21 protein-coding genes are annotated in these 16,900 nt (G+C 70.1%); 4 read left to right on the top strand and 17 right to left on the bottom strand.

Annotation, left to right across the window (positions count from 1 at the left end; translation table 11 throughout):
• Positions 1-1,751 (bottom strand): carbohydrate binding domain-containing protein (locus ACOWU6_RS03555; protein ID WP_421074730.1); only part of this gene is annotated, 1,751 nt, incomplete at its 3' end.
• Positions 1,752-1,984: 233 nt separating this feature from the next.
• Here ACOWU6_RS03555 and ACOWU6_RS03550 point away from each other — a divergent pair.
• From ACOWU6_RS03550 to ACOWU6_RS03535, 4 genes are read left to right on the top strand one after another with little or no spacing between them, the layout of a single operon-like run.
• Entirely contained in the window at positions 1,985-2,914 is a 930-nt protein-coding gene (locus ACOWU6_RS03550; protein WP_271172351.1) for a Ppx/GppA phosphatase family protein, read from the top strand.
• A 52-nt stretch (positions 2,915-2,966) separates the two neighbouring features.
• Positions 2,967-3,944, top strand: coding sequence for a formylglycine-generating enzyme family protein (locus ACOWU6_RS03545; protein ID WP_421074729.1), 978 nt, complete (start codon positions 2,967-2,969; stop codon positions 3,942-3,944).
• Positions 3,941-4,294 (top strand): YidH family protein, encoded by a 354-nt coding sequence (locus ACOWU6_RS03540; protein ID WP_421074728.1) that lies wholly within the window; start codon positions 3,941-3,943, stop codon positions 4,292-4,294. Before ACOWU6_RS03545 ends, ACOWU6_RS03540 begins: the two co-directional genes overlap by 4 nt.
• The gene (locus tag ACOWU6_RS03535) at positions 4,291-4,629 is read left to right on the top strand and encodes a DUF202 domain-containing protein (protein WP_282978223.1); all 339 of its coding nucleotides are present in this window, start codon (positions 4,291-4,293) and stop codon (positions 4,627-4,629) included. Before ACOWU6_RS03540 ends, ACOWU6_RS03535 begins: the two co-directional genes overlap by 4 nt.
• Before the next feature lie 109 nt (positions 4,630-4,738).
• Here ACOWU6_RS03535 and ACOWU6_RS03530 read toward each other — a convergent pair whose 3' ends face one another.
• From ACOWU6_RS03530 to infA, 16 genes are all read right to left on the bottom strand, one after another.
• Entirely contained in the window at positions 4,739-5,086 is a 348-nt protein-coding gene (locus ACOWU6_RS03530) for a hypothetical protein (RefSeq protein WP_421074727.1), read from the bottom strand.
• Positions 5,087-5,163: 77 nt separating this feature from the next.
• Complete coding sequence (locus ACOWU6_RS03525; RefSeq protein ID WP_421074734.1) at positions 5,164-5,760, bottom strand: GTP cyclohydrolase II; 597 nt, start codon at positions 5,758-5,760, stop codon at positions 5,164-5,166.
• A gap of 675 nt (positions 5,761-6,435) precedes the next feature.
• Entirely contained in the window at positions 6,436-7,509 is a 1,074-nt protein-coding gene (locus ACOWU6_RS03520) for a hypothetical protein (protein WP_421074726.1), read from the bottom strand.
• Positions 7,510-7,713: 204 nt separating this feature from the next.
• Positions 7,714-9,069 carry a phosphoglucosamine mutase gene (glmM, locus tag ACOWU6_RS03515; RefSeq protein WP_421074725.1) on the bottom strand — a complete coding sequence of 452 codons (1,356 nt, stop codon included), beginning with the start codon at positions 9,067-9,069 and terminating at the stop codon, positions 7,714-7,716.
• A 14-nt stretch (positions 9,070-9,083) separates the two neighbouring features.
• Positions 9,084-9,548, bottom strand: coding sequence for a 30S ribosomal protein S9 (gene rpsI, locus ACOWU6_RS03510; protein WP_374727767.1), 465 nt, complete (start codon positions 9,546-9,548; stop codon positions 9,084-9,086).
• Between the two features lie 33 nt (positions 9,549-9,581).
• Positions 9,582-10,028 (bottom strand): 50S ribosomal protein L13, encoded by a 447-nt coding sequence (gene rplM / locus ACOWU6_RS03505; RefSeq protein ID WP_271172358.1) that lies wholly within the window; start codon positions 10,026-10,028, stop codon positions 9,582-9,584.
• A gap of 169 nt (positions 10,029-10,197) precedes the next feature.
• Positions 10,198-10,866, bottom strand: coding sequence for an endonuclease/exonuclease/phosphatase family protein (locus tag ACOWU6_RS03500; protein WP_271172359.1), 669 nt, complete (start codon positions 10,864-10,866; stop codon positions 10,198-10,200).
• 104 nt (positions 10,867-10,970) lie between these two features.
• On the bottom strand, positions 10,971-11,834 hold the full coding sequence (locus ACOWU6_RS03495) for a tRNA pseudouridine synthase A (RefSeq protein WP_421074724.1): 864 nt from the start codon (positions 11,832-11,834) through the stop codon (positions 10,971-10,973).
• Between the two features lie 515 nt (positions 11,835-12,349).
• Positions 12,350-13,045, bottom strand: a complete 696-nt coding sequence (mtnN, locus tag ACOWU6_RS03490; protein WP_421074723.1) for a 5'-methylthioadenosine/S-adenosylhomocysteine nucleosidase — start codon at positions 13,043-13,045, stop codon at positions 12,350-12,352.
• A complete protein-coding gene (locus tag ACOWU6_RS03485; RefSeq protein WP_282978270.1) occupies positions 13,042-13,509 on the bottom strand; it encodes an S-ribosylhomocysteine lyase in 468 nt (155 codons plus the stop codon). Before ACOWU6_RS03485 ends, mtnN begins: the two co-directional genes overlap by 4 nt.
• Before the next feature lie 115 nt (positions 13,510-13,624).
• Positions 13,625-14,203 carry a 50S ribosomal protein L17 gene (gene rplQ, locus ACOWU6_RS03480; protein ID WP_271172362.1) on the bottom strand — a complete coding sequence of 193 codons (579 nt, stop codon included), beginning with the start codon at positions 14,201-14,203 and terminating at the stop codon, positions 13,625-13,627.
• Between the two features lie 35 nt (positions 14,204-14,238).
• Complete coding sequence (locus ACOWU6_RS03475; protein ID WP_271172363.1) at positions 14,239-15,228, bottom strand: DNA-directed RNA polymerase subunit alpha; 990 nt, start codon at positions 15,226-15,228, stop codon at positions 14,239-14,241.
• A 144-nt stretch (positions 15,229-15,372) separates the two neighbouring features.
• On the bottom strand, positions 15,373-15,771 hold the full coding sequence (gene rpsK, locus ACOWU6_RS03470; RefSeq protein WP_271172364.1) for a 30S ribosomal protein S11: 399 nt from the start codon (positions 15,769-15,771) through the stop codon (positions 15,373-15,375).
• A 28-nt stretch (positions 15,772-15,799) separates the two neighbouring features.
• Positions 15,800-16,174, bottom strand: a complete 375-nt coding sequence (gene rpsM, locus ACOWU6_RS03465) for a 30S ribosomal protein S13 (protein WP_271172365.1) — start codon at positions 16,172-16,174, stop codon at positions 15,800-15,802.
• 168 nt (positions 16,175-16,342) lie between these two features.
• Positions 16,343-16,459, bottom strand: coding sequence for a 50S ribosomal protein L36 (gene rpmJ / locus ACOWU6_RS03460; protein ID WP_005050492.1), 117 nt, complete (start codon positions 16,457-16,459; stop codon positions 16,343-16,345).
• 73 nt (positions 16,460-16,532) lie between these two features.
• Positions 16,533-16,760 (bottom strand): translation initiation factor IF-1, encoded by a 228-nt coding sequence (gene infA, locus ACOWU6_RS03455; protein WP_156242004.1) that lies wholly within the window; start codon positions 16,758-16,760, stop codon positions 16,533-16,535.
• Positions 16,761-16,900: the final 140 nt, after the last annotated feature.

Genomic DNA, 16,900 nt, shown 5'->3' with positions numbered 1-16,900 from the left:
ACGGCGCCGTTCGCGACCGCAGCGGTCGTGCCCGACAGGACGTAGTCGGACCCGCCGTTGTTGTCCCACGTGCCCGCGCCGTTGTTGAACGCCGCCGTCACCGACGCGCCGTTCGAGTCGATCGTCCGCGACACCCATCCCGAGCACGCCGCCGTCATCGACTGCCCCGGCGCCGTCGTCCACGCGCCCGAGCCGACCTTGTAGTGGATGTTGTACGCCGACCATCCCTTCGACGTCGAGTAGTACACCGTCAGGTCGTCGCCGGTGACGGGACCCGTCGTCACCTTCGCGTCCTTGTGGAGCGCGATGGCGTCGTCGGCGCCCACCGTCGCGGTGAACTGGCCGCCCGAGACCGTGATCGTGGGGCCCGACCACACGCCGTTCGTCTTCACCGCGTCGATGACGTTGTAGTAGGTGCCGTCCGGCAGGCTCGTCGTGAACGTCCGGGTGAGGTCCCCGCCGCGGTTGATCGCGACGAAGCCGGCGTCTCCGCGGCCGAACGCGATCGCGCTGCTGCCGTTGGTCCACTTGTCCGTGATCGGCTTGCCGTACGTGGCGGTGCGGAAGCCGACCATGTTGAGGATGTCGTTCTGCTTGTGCGTGAAGGTCCATCCGCCCTGAGGGCTCGCGTCGACGACCGCGCCCGCGCCATCCGTCGCCGGGCCGGCGTCCTTGTTGCTGAACGCGTAGCCGGAGTGGATCGACGGCGATCCGTAGTTCCACGCGAGGGTGAAGATCTGCGCGAGGTCGTAGGCGGCGCCGTCCTTGTACGAGAGGGTCTCGCCGTTGCGCTCGGTGTCGTGGTTGTCGACGAACACCGCGGCGTTGGCCTGCGGGAGGAAGCCGCTCCAGGTCGGTCCGATGCCGTTGCCCTCGATGAGCCAGTTGAGCGTGCGGCCGCCGAACGCCTCCTTGAGCTTGCGCGCGAACGCGAACTCGTGGATGTCGCCGGTCGAGGTGTACTCCTCCGGCTGGATGGGCTCGTTGGCGCGGATGACCTCCTGCACGACGTAGAGCGAATCGCGGTTCTTCACCTTGCTCCAGATGCCCTGCATGTCGGTCGCGGCGATGTGCTTGACCGCGTCGATGCGGAAGCCGGCGACGCCCATGTCGACGAGCTTGTTGAGGTAGCCGGCGATCGTGTTCTGCACGTACGTCGAGCTCGTGTTGAGGTCAGCGAGGTTGACGAGATTGCACTCCTGCACCTCCCAGCGGTCCTGGTAGTTGACGATGTCGCGCTTGCAGCCGTGGAAGTCCCAGCTCTGGTAGAGCCCGGGGTACGTGTAGTGCTGGTACTGGGTTCCGGCCCATCCGGTGCCGCCCGCAGACTGCCCCGACATGTGGTTGATCACGGCGTCGACGATGACGCCCACCCCCGCCGCGTTGCACGTGTCGATCATGTTCTGGAACTCGGCCTCGGTGCCGAGGCGCGAGTCGAGCTTGTACGAGACCGGCTGGTAGTGCGTCCACCACGCCGACCCGAGCACGTGCTCCTGCGGCGGCGACGTCTGCACGTACCCGTATCCCGCAGGGCCGAGGGTCTCGGTGCACTCGCGGGCGATCGCGTCCCACGTGTACTCGAACAGGACGGCCGTGGTGTCCTTCGGCCCGGGAGCGGCGGCTTCGGCGGGCTCGGCGGGAGCGGCGATCGCGAGGAGCGGGGCCGCGAGGGCGAGGGCTCCGGCGAGGGCGATCGCGCGGAGCGGGCGCCTTCTGCGGCGCGGGCGGTCGACGGTCGGGGCAGGGTTCATCGGGGCATGCTCCTTCGCTTGTCGTCGATGCGCGCTTCGTCTTCGAGTGCGCACCGGGGCACATCCGCGTGCCCGCTGTGACGCTAGCGGCGCGGATGGGTCTGCTGCAAGCGTTTGCAGAAAATCCGTCGAGGGCGGATGGTGATGGCGCGGGTCGCGCGCAATCTCGGGGCTTCTCATCGACATAAGTCGGCAAGCGCTTGCATCCACGGCACGACCACTACGCTGTCGACGTGCGCCTCGGAGTCCTCGACATCGGTTCGAACACCGTCCACCTGCTCGTCGCGGATGCCCACCCCGGCGGCAGACCGCTCGCGCAGACGAGCGAGAAGTCCGTCCTGCGGCTCATGCGCTATCTCGAGGACGACGGGCGCATCTCCGACGAGGGTGTGAAGGCGATCATCGACGCCGTGCATCGCGCGCGCGAGGTGGCCGAGAAGGAGGGCGTCGACGAGCTGCTCGCCACGGCGACCTCCGCCGTGCGCGAGGCCGCGAACGGCACCGACGTCATCCTGCAGATCGAGGCCGCGCTCGGCCAGCCGCTCCAGGTGCTGGGCGGCGAGCAGGAGGCGCGCTTCACGTTCCTCGCCGTCCGGCGCTGGTTCGGCTGGTCGGCGGGGCAGATCCTCCTCTTCGACATCGGCGGCGGGTCGCTCGAGATCGCGGGTGGCAGCGAGGAGCTGCCCGATCTCGCCGAGTCGGTCCCGCTGGGCGCCGGCCGGATGACGATCGGGTTCCTGCCCGACGACCCGCCCGGCGACCGGCAGGTCGACCGGCTCCGCGCGCACGCGGCGTCGGCACTCGCTCCGCTCGCCGAGCGCTTCGCGTCACTCCCCCGCCCCGACCACGTCGTGGGGTCGTCGAAGACGATCCGCTCCCTCGCGAGGCTCGCGGGCCATCCGCTCGAGGGCTGGGCAGGCAACGACCGGATGGTGCTGCGCCGCGACGCGCTCGGCTCCTGGATCCCGGTGCTCGCGCGGATCCCCGCGCAGGCGCGGCAGGAGCTGCCCGGCATCACGGCCGATCGCACGTTCCAGATCACGGCGGGTGCGGTCGTCCTGCACGAGGCGATGGCCGCACTCGAGGTCGACGAGCTCGAGGTGTCGCCGTGGGCGCTCCGCGAGGGCGTGCTGCTGCGCTACATCGAGGACCTGGGCTGGTAATCCCCACTTCTGGCGCGGGATTCCGCGCCGCGCCGAGGGCTACCGTGGAAGGGTGAGCGACGAAGACACCGGCTGCGGCTGCGGGTGCGGAACCCCCGGGCGCGGCGCTTTCCTCTCCCTGAGCACACGGCCGCCTTCCACGGCGCCGACCAGCACAGGGCGCCACGCGATCGAGCAGGCGCGCATCCCGGCGGGCGCGTTCACGATGGGCGACTCGTCGGGCGATCGCAATCCGCAGGACGGCGAGACGCCGCTGCATCGCGTGACGCTCGATGCGTTCGAGATCGACGCGACGGCCGTGACCAACGCCGACTTCGCGCGCTTCGTCGACGACACCGGCTACCGCACCGAGGCCGAGACGTTCGGCTTCTCGGCGGTGTTCCACCTCGCTGTCGCGGCTCCCGAGGAGGACATCGTCGGTCAGCCGCCGGGGACTCCCTGGTGGTTCGGCGTCAGGGGCGCCGACTGGCGCCATCCGGGAGGATCCCGCTCCGACCTCGACGGACTCGACGACCATCCGGTTGTGCACGTCAGCTGGAACGACGCCGTCGCGTACTGCGCGTGGGCCGGCCGGCGCCTGCCCACCGAGGCGGAGTGGGAGTACGCGGCGCGCGGCGGAATCGAGGGCGCGAAGTACCCCTGGGGCGACGCGGAGGTCGACGAGGGCGGATGGCGCGCCAACATCTGGCAGGGCGTGTTCCCGCGCGAGAACACTCTGGACGACGGATGGCTCACCACGGCTCCCGTGCGCACCTTCCAGCCGAACGGCTTCGGGCTCTGGCAGACCGTCGGGAACGTGTGGGAGTGGTGTCAGGACTGGTTCGATCCGCGCACCTACGAGCGCGGCGACGTCGAGAACCCGAGAGGGCCCGCCACCGGGGCCGCGCGCATCCTGCGCGGCGGCAGCTATCTCTGCCACATCTCGTACTGCAACCGCTACCGCAACTCCGCCCGGTCGCAGAACACCCCGGACTCGTCGATGGGCAACGCCGGGTTCCGCACCGTCGCGCTCCGCGAGGAGCGCTCGTGAGCCGCTTCCCGCAGCGCGTCTACCGCGAGGGCGACGAACCCGACCCCCGTTTCAGCCTCGCGAACGAGCGCACGTTCCTCGCGTGGCTCCGCACCGCGCTCGCGATGTACGCCGGCGCGTTCGCTCTCGAGGCGCTCGACATCCCGACGGCCGCCGGGTGGCGCCTCGCGGCCGCGGCCGTCTTCCTCGTGCTGGGCACCCTCGCCGCCATCCAGGCCTGGCTCGGGTGGGCGCGCACCGAGAAGGCGCTCCGTCTGGGTCGGCCGCTTCCGGGGCTCGGCGTCGGAGGGGTCATCGTCGTCGGCGTGGTCGTCGCCGTGGCGCTCGTCACCATCGGGATGTTCGTGTGACGGACGCGGTCTTCGACCCGGGGCTGCAGCCCGAGCGCACGCTGCTCGCATGGCGCCGCACGTGCCTCTCCTTCGGGCTCGCGAGTCTCGTCGCCATGCGCTTCACGGCGGAATCGCTCGGGCTCGCGGCCGTGATCGTGGGCCTCGTGGGGGCAGGGCTCGCCGTGGGGGCGTACTTCGCGGCGGCCATCGGATACCGCCGTGCGCACGCGTCGCTCCACCGCTCCGGCGCCCTGGAGCGGGGAGCGTGGCCGCTCGCTCTCGCGACCGCCGCCGCGCTCATGCTCGGTGCCGCATGCGCCGGCTACCTCGTGATGGGCGCGCTCGGGAGCTGAGGCCCGTCATCCTCGTCAGACTAGCTTTCGTCGTCGAAACCGGTGCTCCCGGCACAGGTCCCGACGACCAGGGCTAGTCTCGACGGCGGTGGCGGTTCCCGACCCGCGCTCAGACGAAGAGGGAGTACGTGACGAGCGCGCCGCCGCGTCCCCGAGACCGTTCGACGACGACCTCGGGCGGTCGCTCGGCCTTGCACTGGCCTGCGACCGCTGCCGGCGGCAGTCCGCCGGTGAACGGACGCGCCTTGCCCTTCGATCGGTCGCGGACATGCTCGGCGACGCCATCCGGAACCCTCATGACCGGGCCGCAGCGCGAGCCGTCGATCACGACGTGCACCGAGACATCCGCGGGCGCCGAGGGCTCATCCGGCTGGTCGTCCGCGTGCGCGGCGCCGCCGAACGCGAGCGCGCCGCAGATGGCGAGCACTCCGCCCCATCGCGCCGTCCGCCGCATCACCCCCGAAGCATATCGGGGCGCTGCCGCAGCGCGATACACGGATGGCGCCACGCGTGCGGGCGCGGCGCCATCCGTGCTCAGGCTGCGGGCAGATCGATCGTGTGCGCGGTGTGATCGCGCTTCGTGCGCAGGTAGTTCGCGTTCGAGGCCGAGAGGTGCACGGCCGTGGGAACGCGTTCCTCGACCCCGACGCCGAGGGCGCCGAGCTGGGCGGCCTTGTCGGGGTTGTTGCTCAGCAGACGGATGCGGTCGACGCCGACCGCGCGCAGCATCTGCGCCGCCGCGGTGTAGTCGCGCTCATCCTGACCGTGGCCGAGCGCGAGGTTCGCCTCGTAGGTATCGAGTCCCGCGTCCTGCAGGGCATAGGCGTCGAGCTTCGCGTAGAGTCCGATGCCGCGTCCCTCCTGGCGGAGGTACAGCAGGAAGCCGCCCTCGTCGGCGATGCGCTCGACGGCCTCGCGCAGCTGCGGGCCGCAGTCGCAGCGCTCCGAGCCGAAGACGTCGCCCGTGAGGCACTCGCTGTGCGGGCGGACGAGCGGTGCGACGCCGTCGCGCTCGAGCGCGCCGCGCCAGTCGCCCAGGGCGAGAAGGAGGTGCTCCCGGCCGTCGACGAGTCCGTCGAACGTGATGACCTCGACCTCCGTCGCGTATCCGTCGGGGAACCGAAGAGGGATGCGCACGCGCACCCGCTCACGGGCGGCGGGGACATCCAGCGTCGCAGCGGGGCGCGAATCCGAGAACTCGATCACAGCAGGTGAAACAGCCCTCTCCGGCGTCTATTCCCGCGAATCGAGAATGTGACGAGGGGGCCTTTGGCGCGTGTCTCGGTACGGGCGGGAATCCGCCCCGGACAACCGCGGGATGCGAGACACGGGGCGTGCGTCGGACCGGCGTGTCTCGGTGCAGGCGGGAATCGGGCCCGGATAGCGGCGGTAACCGAGACACGCGGCGTCAGCCGGACCAACGTGTCTCGGTACCGGCGGGAATCCGCCCCCAATAACCGCGGTAACCGAGACACGGAACGTCAGCCGGACGAGCGTGTCTCAGTACCGGCGGGAATCCGCCCCCCGATAACGGCGGGGCGTGAGACACGGGGTGCCCGCCGGACGAGCGTGTCTCGGTACCGGCGGGAATCGAGCCCGGATAACCGCGGAAACCGAGACACGCGCCGTGCGCCGCACCGGCATGTCTCAACACCGGCGGGAATCGAGCCCGGATAACCGCGGTAACCGAGACACGGAAGCACCGCCCCCACAGAAGGCCGAACGAGCATGTCTCGCCACCGGTGGGATTCCGCCCCGAATTACCGCGCGAAGTGAGACACGTGAGGTCTCGGCCCGGACGAGCGGCTACGACGCGTCGGGAGTGGGGGTCTCGGGAGTCGGGTCGTCGGGAGCGGGCGTCTCGGGCGCGGGCGTCTCGGGAGTCGGATCTTCGGGCGTCGGCGTCGGCTCCTCGGGCTCGGGCGTCGGCTCCGGGCTCGTCTCGGGCGTCGGCTCGGGCGTCGGGTCCGGCGTCGGCACGGGAGCGGGCACGACCGGCGTCTGCTGCCGCTCGCGCTCCTCCGCCTCGCGCTGCTCCTGCTCGAGGCGCTCCTGCTCGATCGCGATCGCCGCCCGATGCTGGTCCGCACGCAGCGCATCGACCGCAGAGGCGAACTCCTTCAGCCGCTGCTCCAGCTGGGCGGGGTCGCTCGCGTCCGCCGCGCTCTGCGCGGCCGACGCGACCGCCGCGCGGAAGTCCTCGACGGCATCGGGGTTCTCCCCCAGGATGACCTCGGCGCGGGGCAGCAGGGATCCACGGAATGCCTCGAGCGCTGCGGAGAACTCGGCGTCGAGCTCGGCCATCCGATTGCGCGCCTCGCCGACGGCGGCGATGGTCGCGTCGGCTTCGGCCTCGGCCCCGTCGAGAGCCGTGAGGGCACGGTCGAGCTCCTCATCCGTCTCGACCGTCGCGGTCTCGGGCACGGCCGCCGGCTCGGACGGCAGCTCGAGCCGGCCGAGCCCGTCCGCATAGGCGGCCACCGCCTGCGCGGCGGTCGACCGCGCGGCCTCGTCGGCGTACCCCTCCGCGCCTGCAAGGGCCGTGGACATCCGCTCGGCCGTCTCCGTGCGGGTCGCGATCGCGGCGGCGACATCGGACCGCGCGGAAGACGCCTCATCCCGAGCCGAGACAGCCTCCGCACGAGCGCTCGCGTACTGCTCGGTCCGGTCCGACTCCCCCGCCCGCGCGAGCATCGGCCCCGCCACGAGCGCGACGACGACGATCGCCAGGACGACGGCCGCCGCCGACCCGATGAGCAGCGGACGCAGACTCCGGCCCGGGGCCTGCGCGCGAAGCGAACGACGCGTGGGCGCGAGGTCGGGGTGAACCGGCACCCAGGTGGTGCGCATCGGGCGTTCGGGCGTCTCGGAGCGGGGCATCGTCTCCAGGATAGAGAGCCGACCGTACGTCCGACGATTCGGCGGCCGCGGCCATCCGCCCAGAGAGCGCGGAGGGCACGACCGGGGATGGCCGCCGCTCGCGTCAAGCCCGCCGACGGATGGCCCCGGCTCGCGTCAAGCCCGCCCCGGCAAGCCGCGCCGGCGGAGGGCCCGGCAGGCCCGCGCGCCGGGAGCGGCCGCGCGTCAGAGCGCGAGCCGCTCCCGGACGACGTCGGCGATCGCGTCGGCGTGCCGCTGGGCCGAGGCGCCGTCGGCGGCCTCGACCATCACGCGGACGAGCGACTCCGTGCCCGATGCGCGCAGGAGCACGCGGCCGGTGTCGCCGAGCTCGGCCTCGACCGTGCGGACGACGTCCTGCACGATCTCGTCGTCGACGCGCGTCTTGTCGACGCCCTTCACGTTGACGAGCACCTGCGGGTAGACCGTCATGATCGACGCGAGCTCGGCCAGGCTCTTGCCCTGACGTGCCATCTCGGCCACGATGTGCAGGCCCGTGAGCACGCCATCGCCCGTCGTCGCGAAGTCGCTCATGATGACGTGGCCCGACTGCTCGCCGCCGAGGGAGTATCCGCCGGCGTTCATCTCCTCGAGCACATAGCGGTCGCCGACGGCGGTCGTCTTGACCGTGATCCCCCGCTCGCGCATCGCGACGTGCAGGCCGAGGTTGCTCATCACGGTCGCGACGAGCGTGTCCTGCGCGAGCATGCCGCGCTCCTGCATCGAGGCGGCGAGGATGGCCATGATCTGGTCTCCGTCGACGGGTGTGCCGTCGGCGGTCACGGCGAGGCAGCGGTCGGCGTCGCCGTCGTGCGCGATGCCGACGTCGGCGCCGTGCGCGACGACGGCCTCGGCGAGCTTGTCGATGTGCGTCGATCCGACGCCGTCGTTGATGTTGAGCCCGTCGGGGTCGGCGCCGATGACGGTGACCTGAGCGCCTGCGTCGCGGAACACCTCGGGCGAGACGCCGGCGGCCGCGCCGTGGGCGCAGTCGAGCACGACGTGGATGCCGTCGAGGCGCGCGGGAAGCGAGCCGAGCAGGTGCAGGAGGTAGCGGTCCTCGGCGTCGGAGAAGCGCCGGATGCGGCCGACCTCGCCGCCGGTCGGCAGCAGCTTGTCGCGCGTGAGGTAGCTCTCGATCCGCTGCTCGACGACGTCGGGCAGCTTCACGCCGCCGCGCGCGAAGATCTTGATGCCGTTGTCGGGCGCGGGGTTGTGCGATGCCGAGACCATGACGCCGAAGTCGGCGTCGCGATCGGCGATGAGGAAGGCGAGCGCGGGCGTCGGGATGACGCCGGCGTCGTAGACGTCGACGCCGGATGCCGCGAGACCCGCCGCGACGGCAGCGCTGAGGAACTCGCCCGAGATGCGGGGGTCGCGGCCGATGACGGCCGTGGTGCGCTTGCCCGCGGCGCGGCGCGCCTCCGCGGAACGCCCCTGGCCCAGGACGACCGCGGTCGCCTGGGCCAGGGAGAGAGCCAGGTCGGCGGTGAGGGTGCCGTTGGCAAGCCCTCGCACGCCGTCCGTGCCGAAAAGCGGCATGGAGTGTGTCTGCCTCAGCGCTTCGAGAACTGCGAAGCCTTGCGGGCCTTCTTGAGACCGGCCTTTTTGCGCTCGATGACGCGAGCGTCGCGCGTGAGGAAGCCGGCCTTCTTGAGGGTCGGGCGGTTGTTCTCGCGGTCGACCTCGTTGAGGGCACGGGCGATCGCGAGGCGCAGCGCGCCGGCCTGGCCCGAGGGGCCGCCGCCGTTGATGCGGGCGATCACGTCGTAGGCGCCGTTGAGGTTGAGCACCGTGAAGGGGTCCGTGATGAGCTGCTGGTGCAGCTTGTTCGGGAAGTAGTCCTCGAGGGTGCGGCCGTTGACCGTGAAGGAGCCCGAGCCGGGGATGATGCGCACGCGGGCGATGGCCTGCTTGCGACGGCCCACGGCAGCACCGGGGACGCTCACGACGGGGCGCTCGGCCACGACGACGTCGTTCGCCGGCGTCTCGGTCGAGTAGTTCTGGATGTCGTTTTCGATTTCGTTCGCCACGATGAAGTCCTTAAACGCCGCTTACTGGGCGACCTGGTCGAGGGTGTACGTCTTGGGCTGCTGAGCGGCGTGCGGGTGCTCGGCACCGGCGTACACCTTCAGCTTGGCGAGCTGCTCGCGACCAAGGGTGTTCTTGGGGAGCATGCCGCGGACTGCCTTCTCGACAGCGCGAACCGGGTTCTTCTCGAGGAGCTCGGCGTAGGTGACCGACTTGAGGCCGCCCGGGAAGCCCGAGTGACGGTAGGCCTTCTTCTGCTGGAGCTTCTGACCGGTGAGCGCGACCTTGTCGGCGTTCACGATGATGACGAAGTCGCCCATGTCCATGTGGGGAGCGAAGGTCGCCTTGTGCTTGCCGCGGAGGAGGGCGGCGGCGTGCGAGGCCAGGCGGCCGAGAACGACGTCGGTGGCGTCGATCACGAGCCACTCGCGCTGGGCTTCACCGGCCTTCGGGCTGTAAGTGCGCGTCACAGTAGTGCTGCTTTCTGTTCGAACGGAGACGTTCGTGAATCCCGCTCCGGGCGGTTTGACCGGTCGATGCCGGCCATCACCTGCGGTGGAGGGCTCACGTTCGCGGCGCCCGAGACGGGCACCAAAGAGCAATCCTAACCGATGAGGGTGCGGATGGCCAAAGTGGTCGTCAGCGATAGCTCGCGCTGACGAGGATGGGCAGGTGATCGCTCGCGCCCTGCGGCAGCGTCGTGATGTCGTCGATCGTCAGTCCGGCGGACGTCGCGAAGTCGTAGTGCCCCCGGAAGAACCGATACCGCGTGTAGGTGCGGGCGTCGCTCAGGGTCAGGTCGTAGCCGTGGCCCTTGATCCGCTCGTGCAGCCGCTCCTTGAAGACGGGGTAGTTGTAGTCGCCCACCATGAGCGTCGGGAGGCCGGGGCCCAGGCGCTGGAGCGCACCCAGCGCCGAGCGGATCTGGTGACGCCGGAGCGAGTTGAGTGCGGTGAGCGGAGCCGCATGGAATGACGCGAAGATCACCTCGCGCCCGGCATCGATGTCGAACATCCGCGCTCCGAGGAGTCGCTCGTGGGCGGGCTTCAGGAGGATGTCGTGCAGCGAGCGCTTGAGCGAGAGCACGACGACGTCCTCGAGGCGGAACATGTTCTCGCGGTAGTAGAGCGCGAGGCCGAGCCGGTTCCGCTCGGTCGCCTTCGCGAGTCGGAGGCCCGCGACGTGCTCGGGGAGGTCGGTCGTGTCGGCCTCCTGCAGGCAGAGGACGTTCGCCTCCCACCGATCGACCAGGTGCTCGAGCTCCGCGGCCGCGGCGTGCTTGCGGAGGTTGTACGAGATGACTCTCATGCCGCCCACGGTATGCCCGCCGAACGTGCGGAGGCTATGGGTTGCGCGCGCGTGTCCTGGACGCGAGCCGGCCCCCATCCGCTCGGCCGCCACCCGCTCGCGCGTCAGCCGCCGACCTCGTCGGCGTCGCGCCGGTTGCGCGTCTGCTCGGCCCGCTGCGCGAGCTGGCCGTCGGCCGGATAGCCGACCTCGGTGAGCGTGAGGCCGCGCGCGGCGAGCACCTTGAACTCGTTCGTGCGCTCGAGTCCGTCGCGGATGATGCGGAGGTGCTCGGCGGTGAGCTTCCCCTCCCCCACGGCGACGCACGCGCCGACGAGCGCACGCACCATCGAGTGGCAGAACGCGTCGGCGCGGACGTTCGCGACGAGCACGCCGTCGTCGTCACGACGCCAGTCGAACTCGAGGAGCGTGCGGATGGTCGTGGCCTCGGGCCGCGGCTTGCAGTACGCGGCGAAGTCCCAGAGTCCGACGAGTCCGCGCGCGGCATCGTCCATCGCGGCGACGTCGAGCTCCGCGCGGACGGTCGTCGTGCGGTGGCGCTCCATGGGGTCGTAGCCGACGACCTGGTCGGCGATGCGATACGCGTAGCGGCGCCACGTCGCGGAGAAGCGCGCGTCGAATCCCTCGGGCGCGGTCGACACGCGGTTCACGGCGACATCGGAGTACTGGCCGAGCACGCCCATGAGGCGACGCGCGACCGGCTCCATCGGGTCCTCGACCTCGGGGGCGTTGCGGCGACGCTGCGTCATCCGCTCCCACTGCACGTCGTCGATGTCGGCGTGGGCGACCTGCCCGGTCGCGTGCACGCCGGCGTCGGTGCGCCCTGCGACCACGAGCTGCACGGGCGAGCTCGCGATCCGCGTGAGCGCCGCCTCGAGCGTGCCCTGGACGGTGCGGAGCCCCGGCTGCCGGGCCCATCCTCGGAAGTTCGTGCCGTCGTACGCGATGTCGAGCCGGATGCGCCGCATCGGTTCAGGATATCGGGGAGCGGCCGGCGCTCTTTCGCGGCCGGGAGCCGGCGGCGTCCATCCAGGGCCGCGGCACCGCCGGGGACACGCACCACCCCGCCGCCCCGCCCCGCCGCACCGGTCGCCGCCCAGGGCCCCGCCGCCCCGCCGCCCAGGTCGCGGAAGCCGTACCAGAAACCGCCGATACGGACGACAACTGCGACCCAGACAGATGGCGCCTCGCCCAGGTCGCGAAAACCGTCCCAGAAACCGCCGATACGGACGACGACTGCGACCCAGACGGATGGCGCCCAGCTGTTCACGCCCAGGTCGCGAAAACCGTCCCAGAAACCGCCGAAAGGGACGACAACTGCGACCCAGACGGACGGCGCCCCGCCCAGGTCGCGAAAACCATCCCTAAAACCCTCGATAGGGACGACAACTGCGACCCGAACAGATGGCGCCCAGCCCAGGTCGCGAAAACCGTCCCAGAAACCGTTAATACGGACGACAACTGCGACCCGAACGGATGGTGCCTAGCCGACGAGCTGCGGGAGCGCCGCGAGCACCGCCTTCGCCGACCGCTCCGCGGCGTCATCGACGTGTGTGAGGAACTCGGTGCCGTCGGGGGCGCAGAGGTCGCTGATCGCACGCACCGACACGAAGCGGACGCCGTGATTGAAGGCCGTCTGCGCGATGGCCGCGGTCTCCATGTCCACGACGTGGATGCCCGGGAAGACCTCGCGGAGACGATGGGCGATCTCGACCGTGACGAACTTCTCGCCCGAGCCGATGCCGCCGCCGCGCACGCGCACGCCGTCCGGTGCCGATGCGGTGAGAGCGGCGACGGCGAGCGGGTCAGGTGCGTAGCTCGCGGGCATCCCCGGAACCTGGCCCGCCTCGTAGCCGAATGCACGGGCATCCGCCTCGACGTTGACGTAGTCCATCCCGACGAACACGTCCCCGACCTCGACCTCGGCGGCGAGGCCACCGGCCGACCCGGCCGAGACGAGGAGCACGTCGTCGCCGTACCGATGCAGGGCGCCGACCGCGGCATCCGCCGCGTTGACCATGCCGATGCCCGATCGCACGAGCACGAACGTGCGGCCGTCGACCACGACTCCGCGGTGCTCGGCGCGCGCGATGCGGACCGGCTCGCTCACTTCGCTGGCGGCGTCGAGGAAGGGCTGCGCCTCCTCGTCCATCGCGACCTGGACGACGACGGTCGTCATGCGCTCGCGCCCGGCGCGAAGACGGTCGCCCACGCGTCGCGGTGCGCGAGGAAGTCGCGGACGGCGCTCTGGGCGCCCTCGAGAGTGTGGTTCGCACCCCATCCGCACTGCGTCTCGTTCGCGGCGGGCACCTCGGTCGCCTCGAGGATGTCTCGGAGAGTCGCCTCGACGAGCGCGAGGACCTCCTCGTACGCGGGCTCGCCCTGCAGGATGAGGTAGAAGCCGGTCTGGCATCCCATCGGCGAGAAGTCGATCACGCGATCCGAGTGATTGCGGCTCTTCTCGGCGAAGAGGTGCTCGATCGAGTGGATGGTCGGCATCTCGAGATGCGCGACGTTCGGCTGCGCGAAGCGGACGTCGTACTTCACGATGACGTCGCCCGCCGGCAGCTGCTTGCGGTCGGCGAGGCGCACGTACGGCGCGGACACGATGCGGTGGTCGAGGTTGAACGACTCGACGTTCATGCGGGGCGCTTCAGTCACCCTCCGAGCCTACGCGCACCGCCCCGCGCCATCCCCCGCCCGAACAGCGAAGCGCCCCGCACCATCCGGTGCGGGGCGCTGCGCGGTCGCGAAGTGCTTACTTCGACTCGGCCTCGGGAGCGTCGGCCTCCTCGGCCGCCTCCTCGTCCGATGCCTCGTTGTCGACGAGAGCCTCGCCGGCGGTGTCCTCCGCGGCGACGCCGGCCTCTTCGACCTCGGCGGGCTCGGCGGCCTCGTCCTCGTTCGCGTCGGCGACGGGAGCGGCGGGCTCAGCCGGCGCGGCGGGCTTCGACGTGGACTTCTTCGCCTTCGGCGTGACGGGCTCGAGGACGAGCTCGATCACGGCCATGGGAGCGTTGTCGCCCTTGCGGTTGCCGACCTTGGTGATGCGCGTGTAGCCACCCTCGCGGTCCGCGACGAGCGGAGCGATCTCGTTGAACAGGACGTGCACGACTTCCTTGTCACCGATCACCGAGAGCACGGTGCGGCGCGCGTGGAGGTCGCCGCGCTTGGCCTTGGTGATGAGGCGCTCAGCCAGGGGGCGGAGGCGCTTCGCCTTCGTCTCCGTGGTCTTGATCGACTTGTGGGTGAACAGAGCCGCTGCGAGGTTCGCGAGAAGCAGGCGCTCGTGGGCCGGGCCGCCGCCGAGGCGGGCACCCTTCGTGGGCTTGGGCATTTCTTGTTACTCCAGTATCAGGACAGGAAGTCGGGTCAGAGGGACTCTTCGTCGTAGCCGCTGTAGAAGCCGGTGCCGTCGAAACCGGGCACCGAGTCCTTCAGCGACAGACCGAGCGAGACGAGCTTGTCGCGCACCTCGTCGACCGACTTCTGACCGAAGTTGCGGATGTTCATGAGCTGCGTCTCCGAGAGGGCGACGAGCTCGCTGACCGTGTTGATCCCCTCGCGCTTGAGGCAGTTGTACGAGCGGACCGACAGGTCGAGGTCCTCGATGGGCATCGACAGCTCGTTCGAGAGGACGGTCTCGACCGGCGCGGGGCCGATCTCGATGCCCTCGGCCTCGACGTTCAGCTCGCGGGCGAGGCCGAACAGCTCGACCAGCGTGCGGCCGGCCGACGCGACGGCGTCGCGGGGCGCGATCGACGCCTTCGTCTCGACGTCCAGGATCAGCTTGTCGAAGTCGGTGCGCTCACCGGCACGGGTGGCGTCGACGCGGTAGCTGACCTTGTAGACGGGCGAGTAGATCGAGTCGACGGGGATCTGACCCGCCTCTGCGTACTCGTTGCGGTTCTGCGTCGCCGACACGTAGCCGCGCCCGCGCTCGATCGTGAGCTCGAGCTCGAACTTGGCGTCCGAGTTGAGCGTCGCGATGACGAGCTCGGGGTTGTGGACCTCGACGCCGGCCGGAGCCGAGATGTCTGCGGCCGTGACCTCGCCGGCACCCGTCTTGCGCAGGTACGCGGTGATGGGCTCGTCGCGCTCGCTCGAGACGACCAGCTGCTTGATGTTGAGGATGATCTCGGTGACATCCTCCTTCACGCCGGGGATCGTGCTGAACTCGTGCAGCACGCCGTCGATGCGGATGCTCGTGACAGCCGCGCCGGGGATCGACGAGAGGAGGCTGCGACGGAGCGCGTTGCCGATCGTGTAGCCGAAGCCGGGCTCCAGGGGCTCGATGACGAACCGGCTGCGGAACTCGGAGATCTTCTCCTCGGTGAGGGTCGGACGCTGTGCGATGAGCACTATGTGTTCCTTTCGATCAAGTGCCCGCTATATGACACTTGCGATGATGAGAGGTCTTGAGTTGTACTCGGGACCCAGCTCGCGCCGGGCGTTGAACGGCGAATGCGCCGGGGTGCTCGAACGAGCACCCCGGCGAAGACGTTCTCAGACGCGGCGACGCTTCGGCGGACGGCAGCCGTTGTGAGCCTGGGGCGTCACGTCCTGGATCGAGCCGACCTCGAGGCCGGCGGCCTGGAGCGAGCGGATCGCGGTCTCGCGGCCCGAGCCCGGACCCTTCACGAACACGTCGACCTTCTTGACGCCGTGCTCCTGCGCCTGACGCGCGGCCGACTCGGCGGCGAGGCCGGCGGCGAACGGCGTCGACTTGCGCGAGCCCTTGAAGCCCACGCCACCCGACGAGGCCCAGCTGATCACGGCGCCGGACGGGTCGGTGATCGAGACGATCGTGTTGTTGAACGTCGACTTGATGTGGGCCTGGCCCAGCGCGATGTTCTTCTTCTCCTTGCGGCGCGGCTTGCGCGCGGCAGTCTTCGGTGCAGCCATGGTTTTCTCCTAAACCTATCCGCGCGCCTTAGCGGGCCTTCTTCTTACCGGCGACGGTGCGCTTGGGACCCTTGCGCGTACGCGCGTTGGTCTTCGTGCGCTGACCGCGGACCGGGAGACCACGACGGTGGCGGAGACCCTCGTAGGAGCCGATCTCGACCTTGCGGCGGATGTCGGCGGCGACCTCGCGGCGGAGGTCACCCTCAACCTTGTAGTTGCCCTCGATGTAGTCGCGCAGCGCGACGAGCTGGTCGTCGGAGAGGTCCTTCACGCGGATGTCGGGGCTGACACCGGTGGCGGCGAGGATCTCGTTCGAGCGGGTACGGCCAACGCCGTAGATGTACGTGAGTGCGATCACCACGCGCTTGTCGCGCGGGATGTCGACGCCGGCAAGACGTGCCATGCGGTTCTCCTGATGATTGTGGAGGTGTGGAGCAGGATCGGTGCCCGGGCCTCCGCCCCGAGGTGTCCCCCGCCGAGCGGGTTCTGATCCTGCCTGAATTCAGTTGTGGGTCTCTGCGACTGATCCGTCACGACTCAACGCTCCTTCGTCGCATTGAGCCGCGCCGCATCAGCCCTGGCGCTGCTTGTGGCGCGGGTTGCTCTTGCAGATGACCATGACGCGGCCGTGACGGCGGATCACCTTGCAGTGGTCGCAGATCGGCTTGACGCTGGGGTTGACCTTCATGATGCTTCCTGTTCGCTGTCTTCGTACCGGCGTCGTCGCGCGCGACGGCCGCCGGTCGTTACTTCTCGACCGGTCAGCGGTAGCGGTAGACGATGCGGCCGCGCGTCAGGTCGTAGGGGCTCAGCTCCACGACCACACGGTCTTCGGGGATGATGCGGATGTAGTTCTGCCGCATCTTCCCGGAGATCGTTGCGAGCACCTTGTGCCCAGCGGGCTTGTCGAGCTCGACACGGAACATCGCGTTCGGCAGCGCCTCGACGATGGTCCCCTCGGACTCGATGACTCCGTCTTTCTTCGCCATATCCTCGCTCGCGTAGCTGCAGACCGGTCGGTCTGCGGTGGTTGGATGGTGATGCCGGGTTCGTCGAGACGACACGCCGAGATGAGGCGCAAGGCACCAAAGATCTATGTTAGGTCACGTCGGGCGTGTCGGCAACTCGG

It is taken from the genome of Microbacterium sp. SA156, from assembly GCF_049065455.1.
GTDB classification, from domain to species: Bacteria; Actinomycetota; Actinomycetes; order Actinomycetales; family Microbacteriaceae; genus Microbacterium; species Microbacterium barkeri.
This window is presented reverse-complemented; position numbering and strand designations above follow the sequence as displayed.

Coding starts and splice junctions, on each gene's coding strand:
- ACOWU6_RS03520 (WP_421074726.1), bottom strand. CDS start 7,509: ATGCCCCGCTCCGAGACGCCCGAACGCCCGATGCGCACCACCTGGGTG.
- glmM (WP_421074725.1), bottom strand. CDS start 9,069: ATGCCGCTTTTCGGCACGGACGGCGTGCGAGGGCTTGCCAACGGCACC.
- ACOWU6_RS03500 (WP_271172359.1), bottom strand. CDS start 10,866: ATGAGAGTCATCTCGTACAACCTCCGCAAGCACGCCGCGGCCGCGGAG.
- ACOWU6_RS03495 (WP_421074724.1), bottom strand. CDS start 11,834: ATGCGGCGCATCCGGCTCGACATCGCGTACGACGGCACGAACTTCCGA.
- mtnN (WP_421074723.1), bottom strand. CDS start 13,045: ATGACGACCGTCGTCGTCCAGGTCGCGATGGACGAGGAGGCGCAGCCC.
- ACOWU6_RS03485 (WP_282978270.1), bottom strand. CDS start 13,509: ATGAACGTCGAGTCGTTCAACCTCGACCACCGCATCGTGTCCGCGCCG.
- rplQ (WP_271172362.1), bottom strand. CDS start 14,203: ATGCCCAAGCCCACGAAGGGTGCCCGCCTCGGCGGCGGCCCGGCCCAC.
- rpsK (WP_271172364.1), bottom strand. CDS start 15,771: ATGGCTGCACCGAAGACTGCCGCGCGCAAGCCGCGCCGCAAGGAGAAG.
- rpsM (WP_271172365.1), bottom strand. CDS start 16,174: ATGGCACGTCTTGCCGGCGTCGACATCCCGCGCGACAAGCGCGTGGTG.
- rpmJ (WP_005050492.1), bottom strand. CDS start 16,459: ATGAAGGTCAACCCCAGCGTCAAGCCGATCTGCGACCACTGCAAGGTG.
- infA (WP_156242004.1), bottom strand. CDS start 16,760: ATGGCGAAGAAAGACGGAGTCATCGAGTCCGAGGGGACCATCGTCGAG.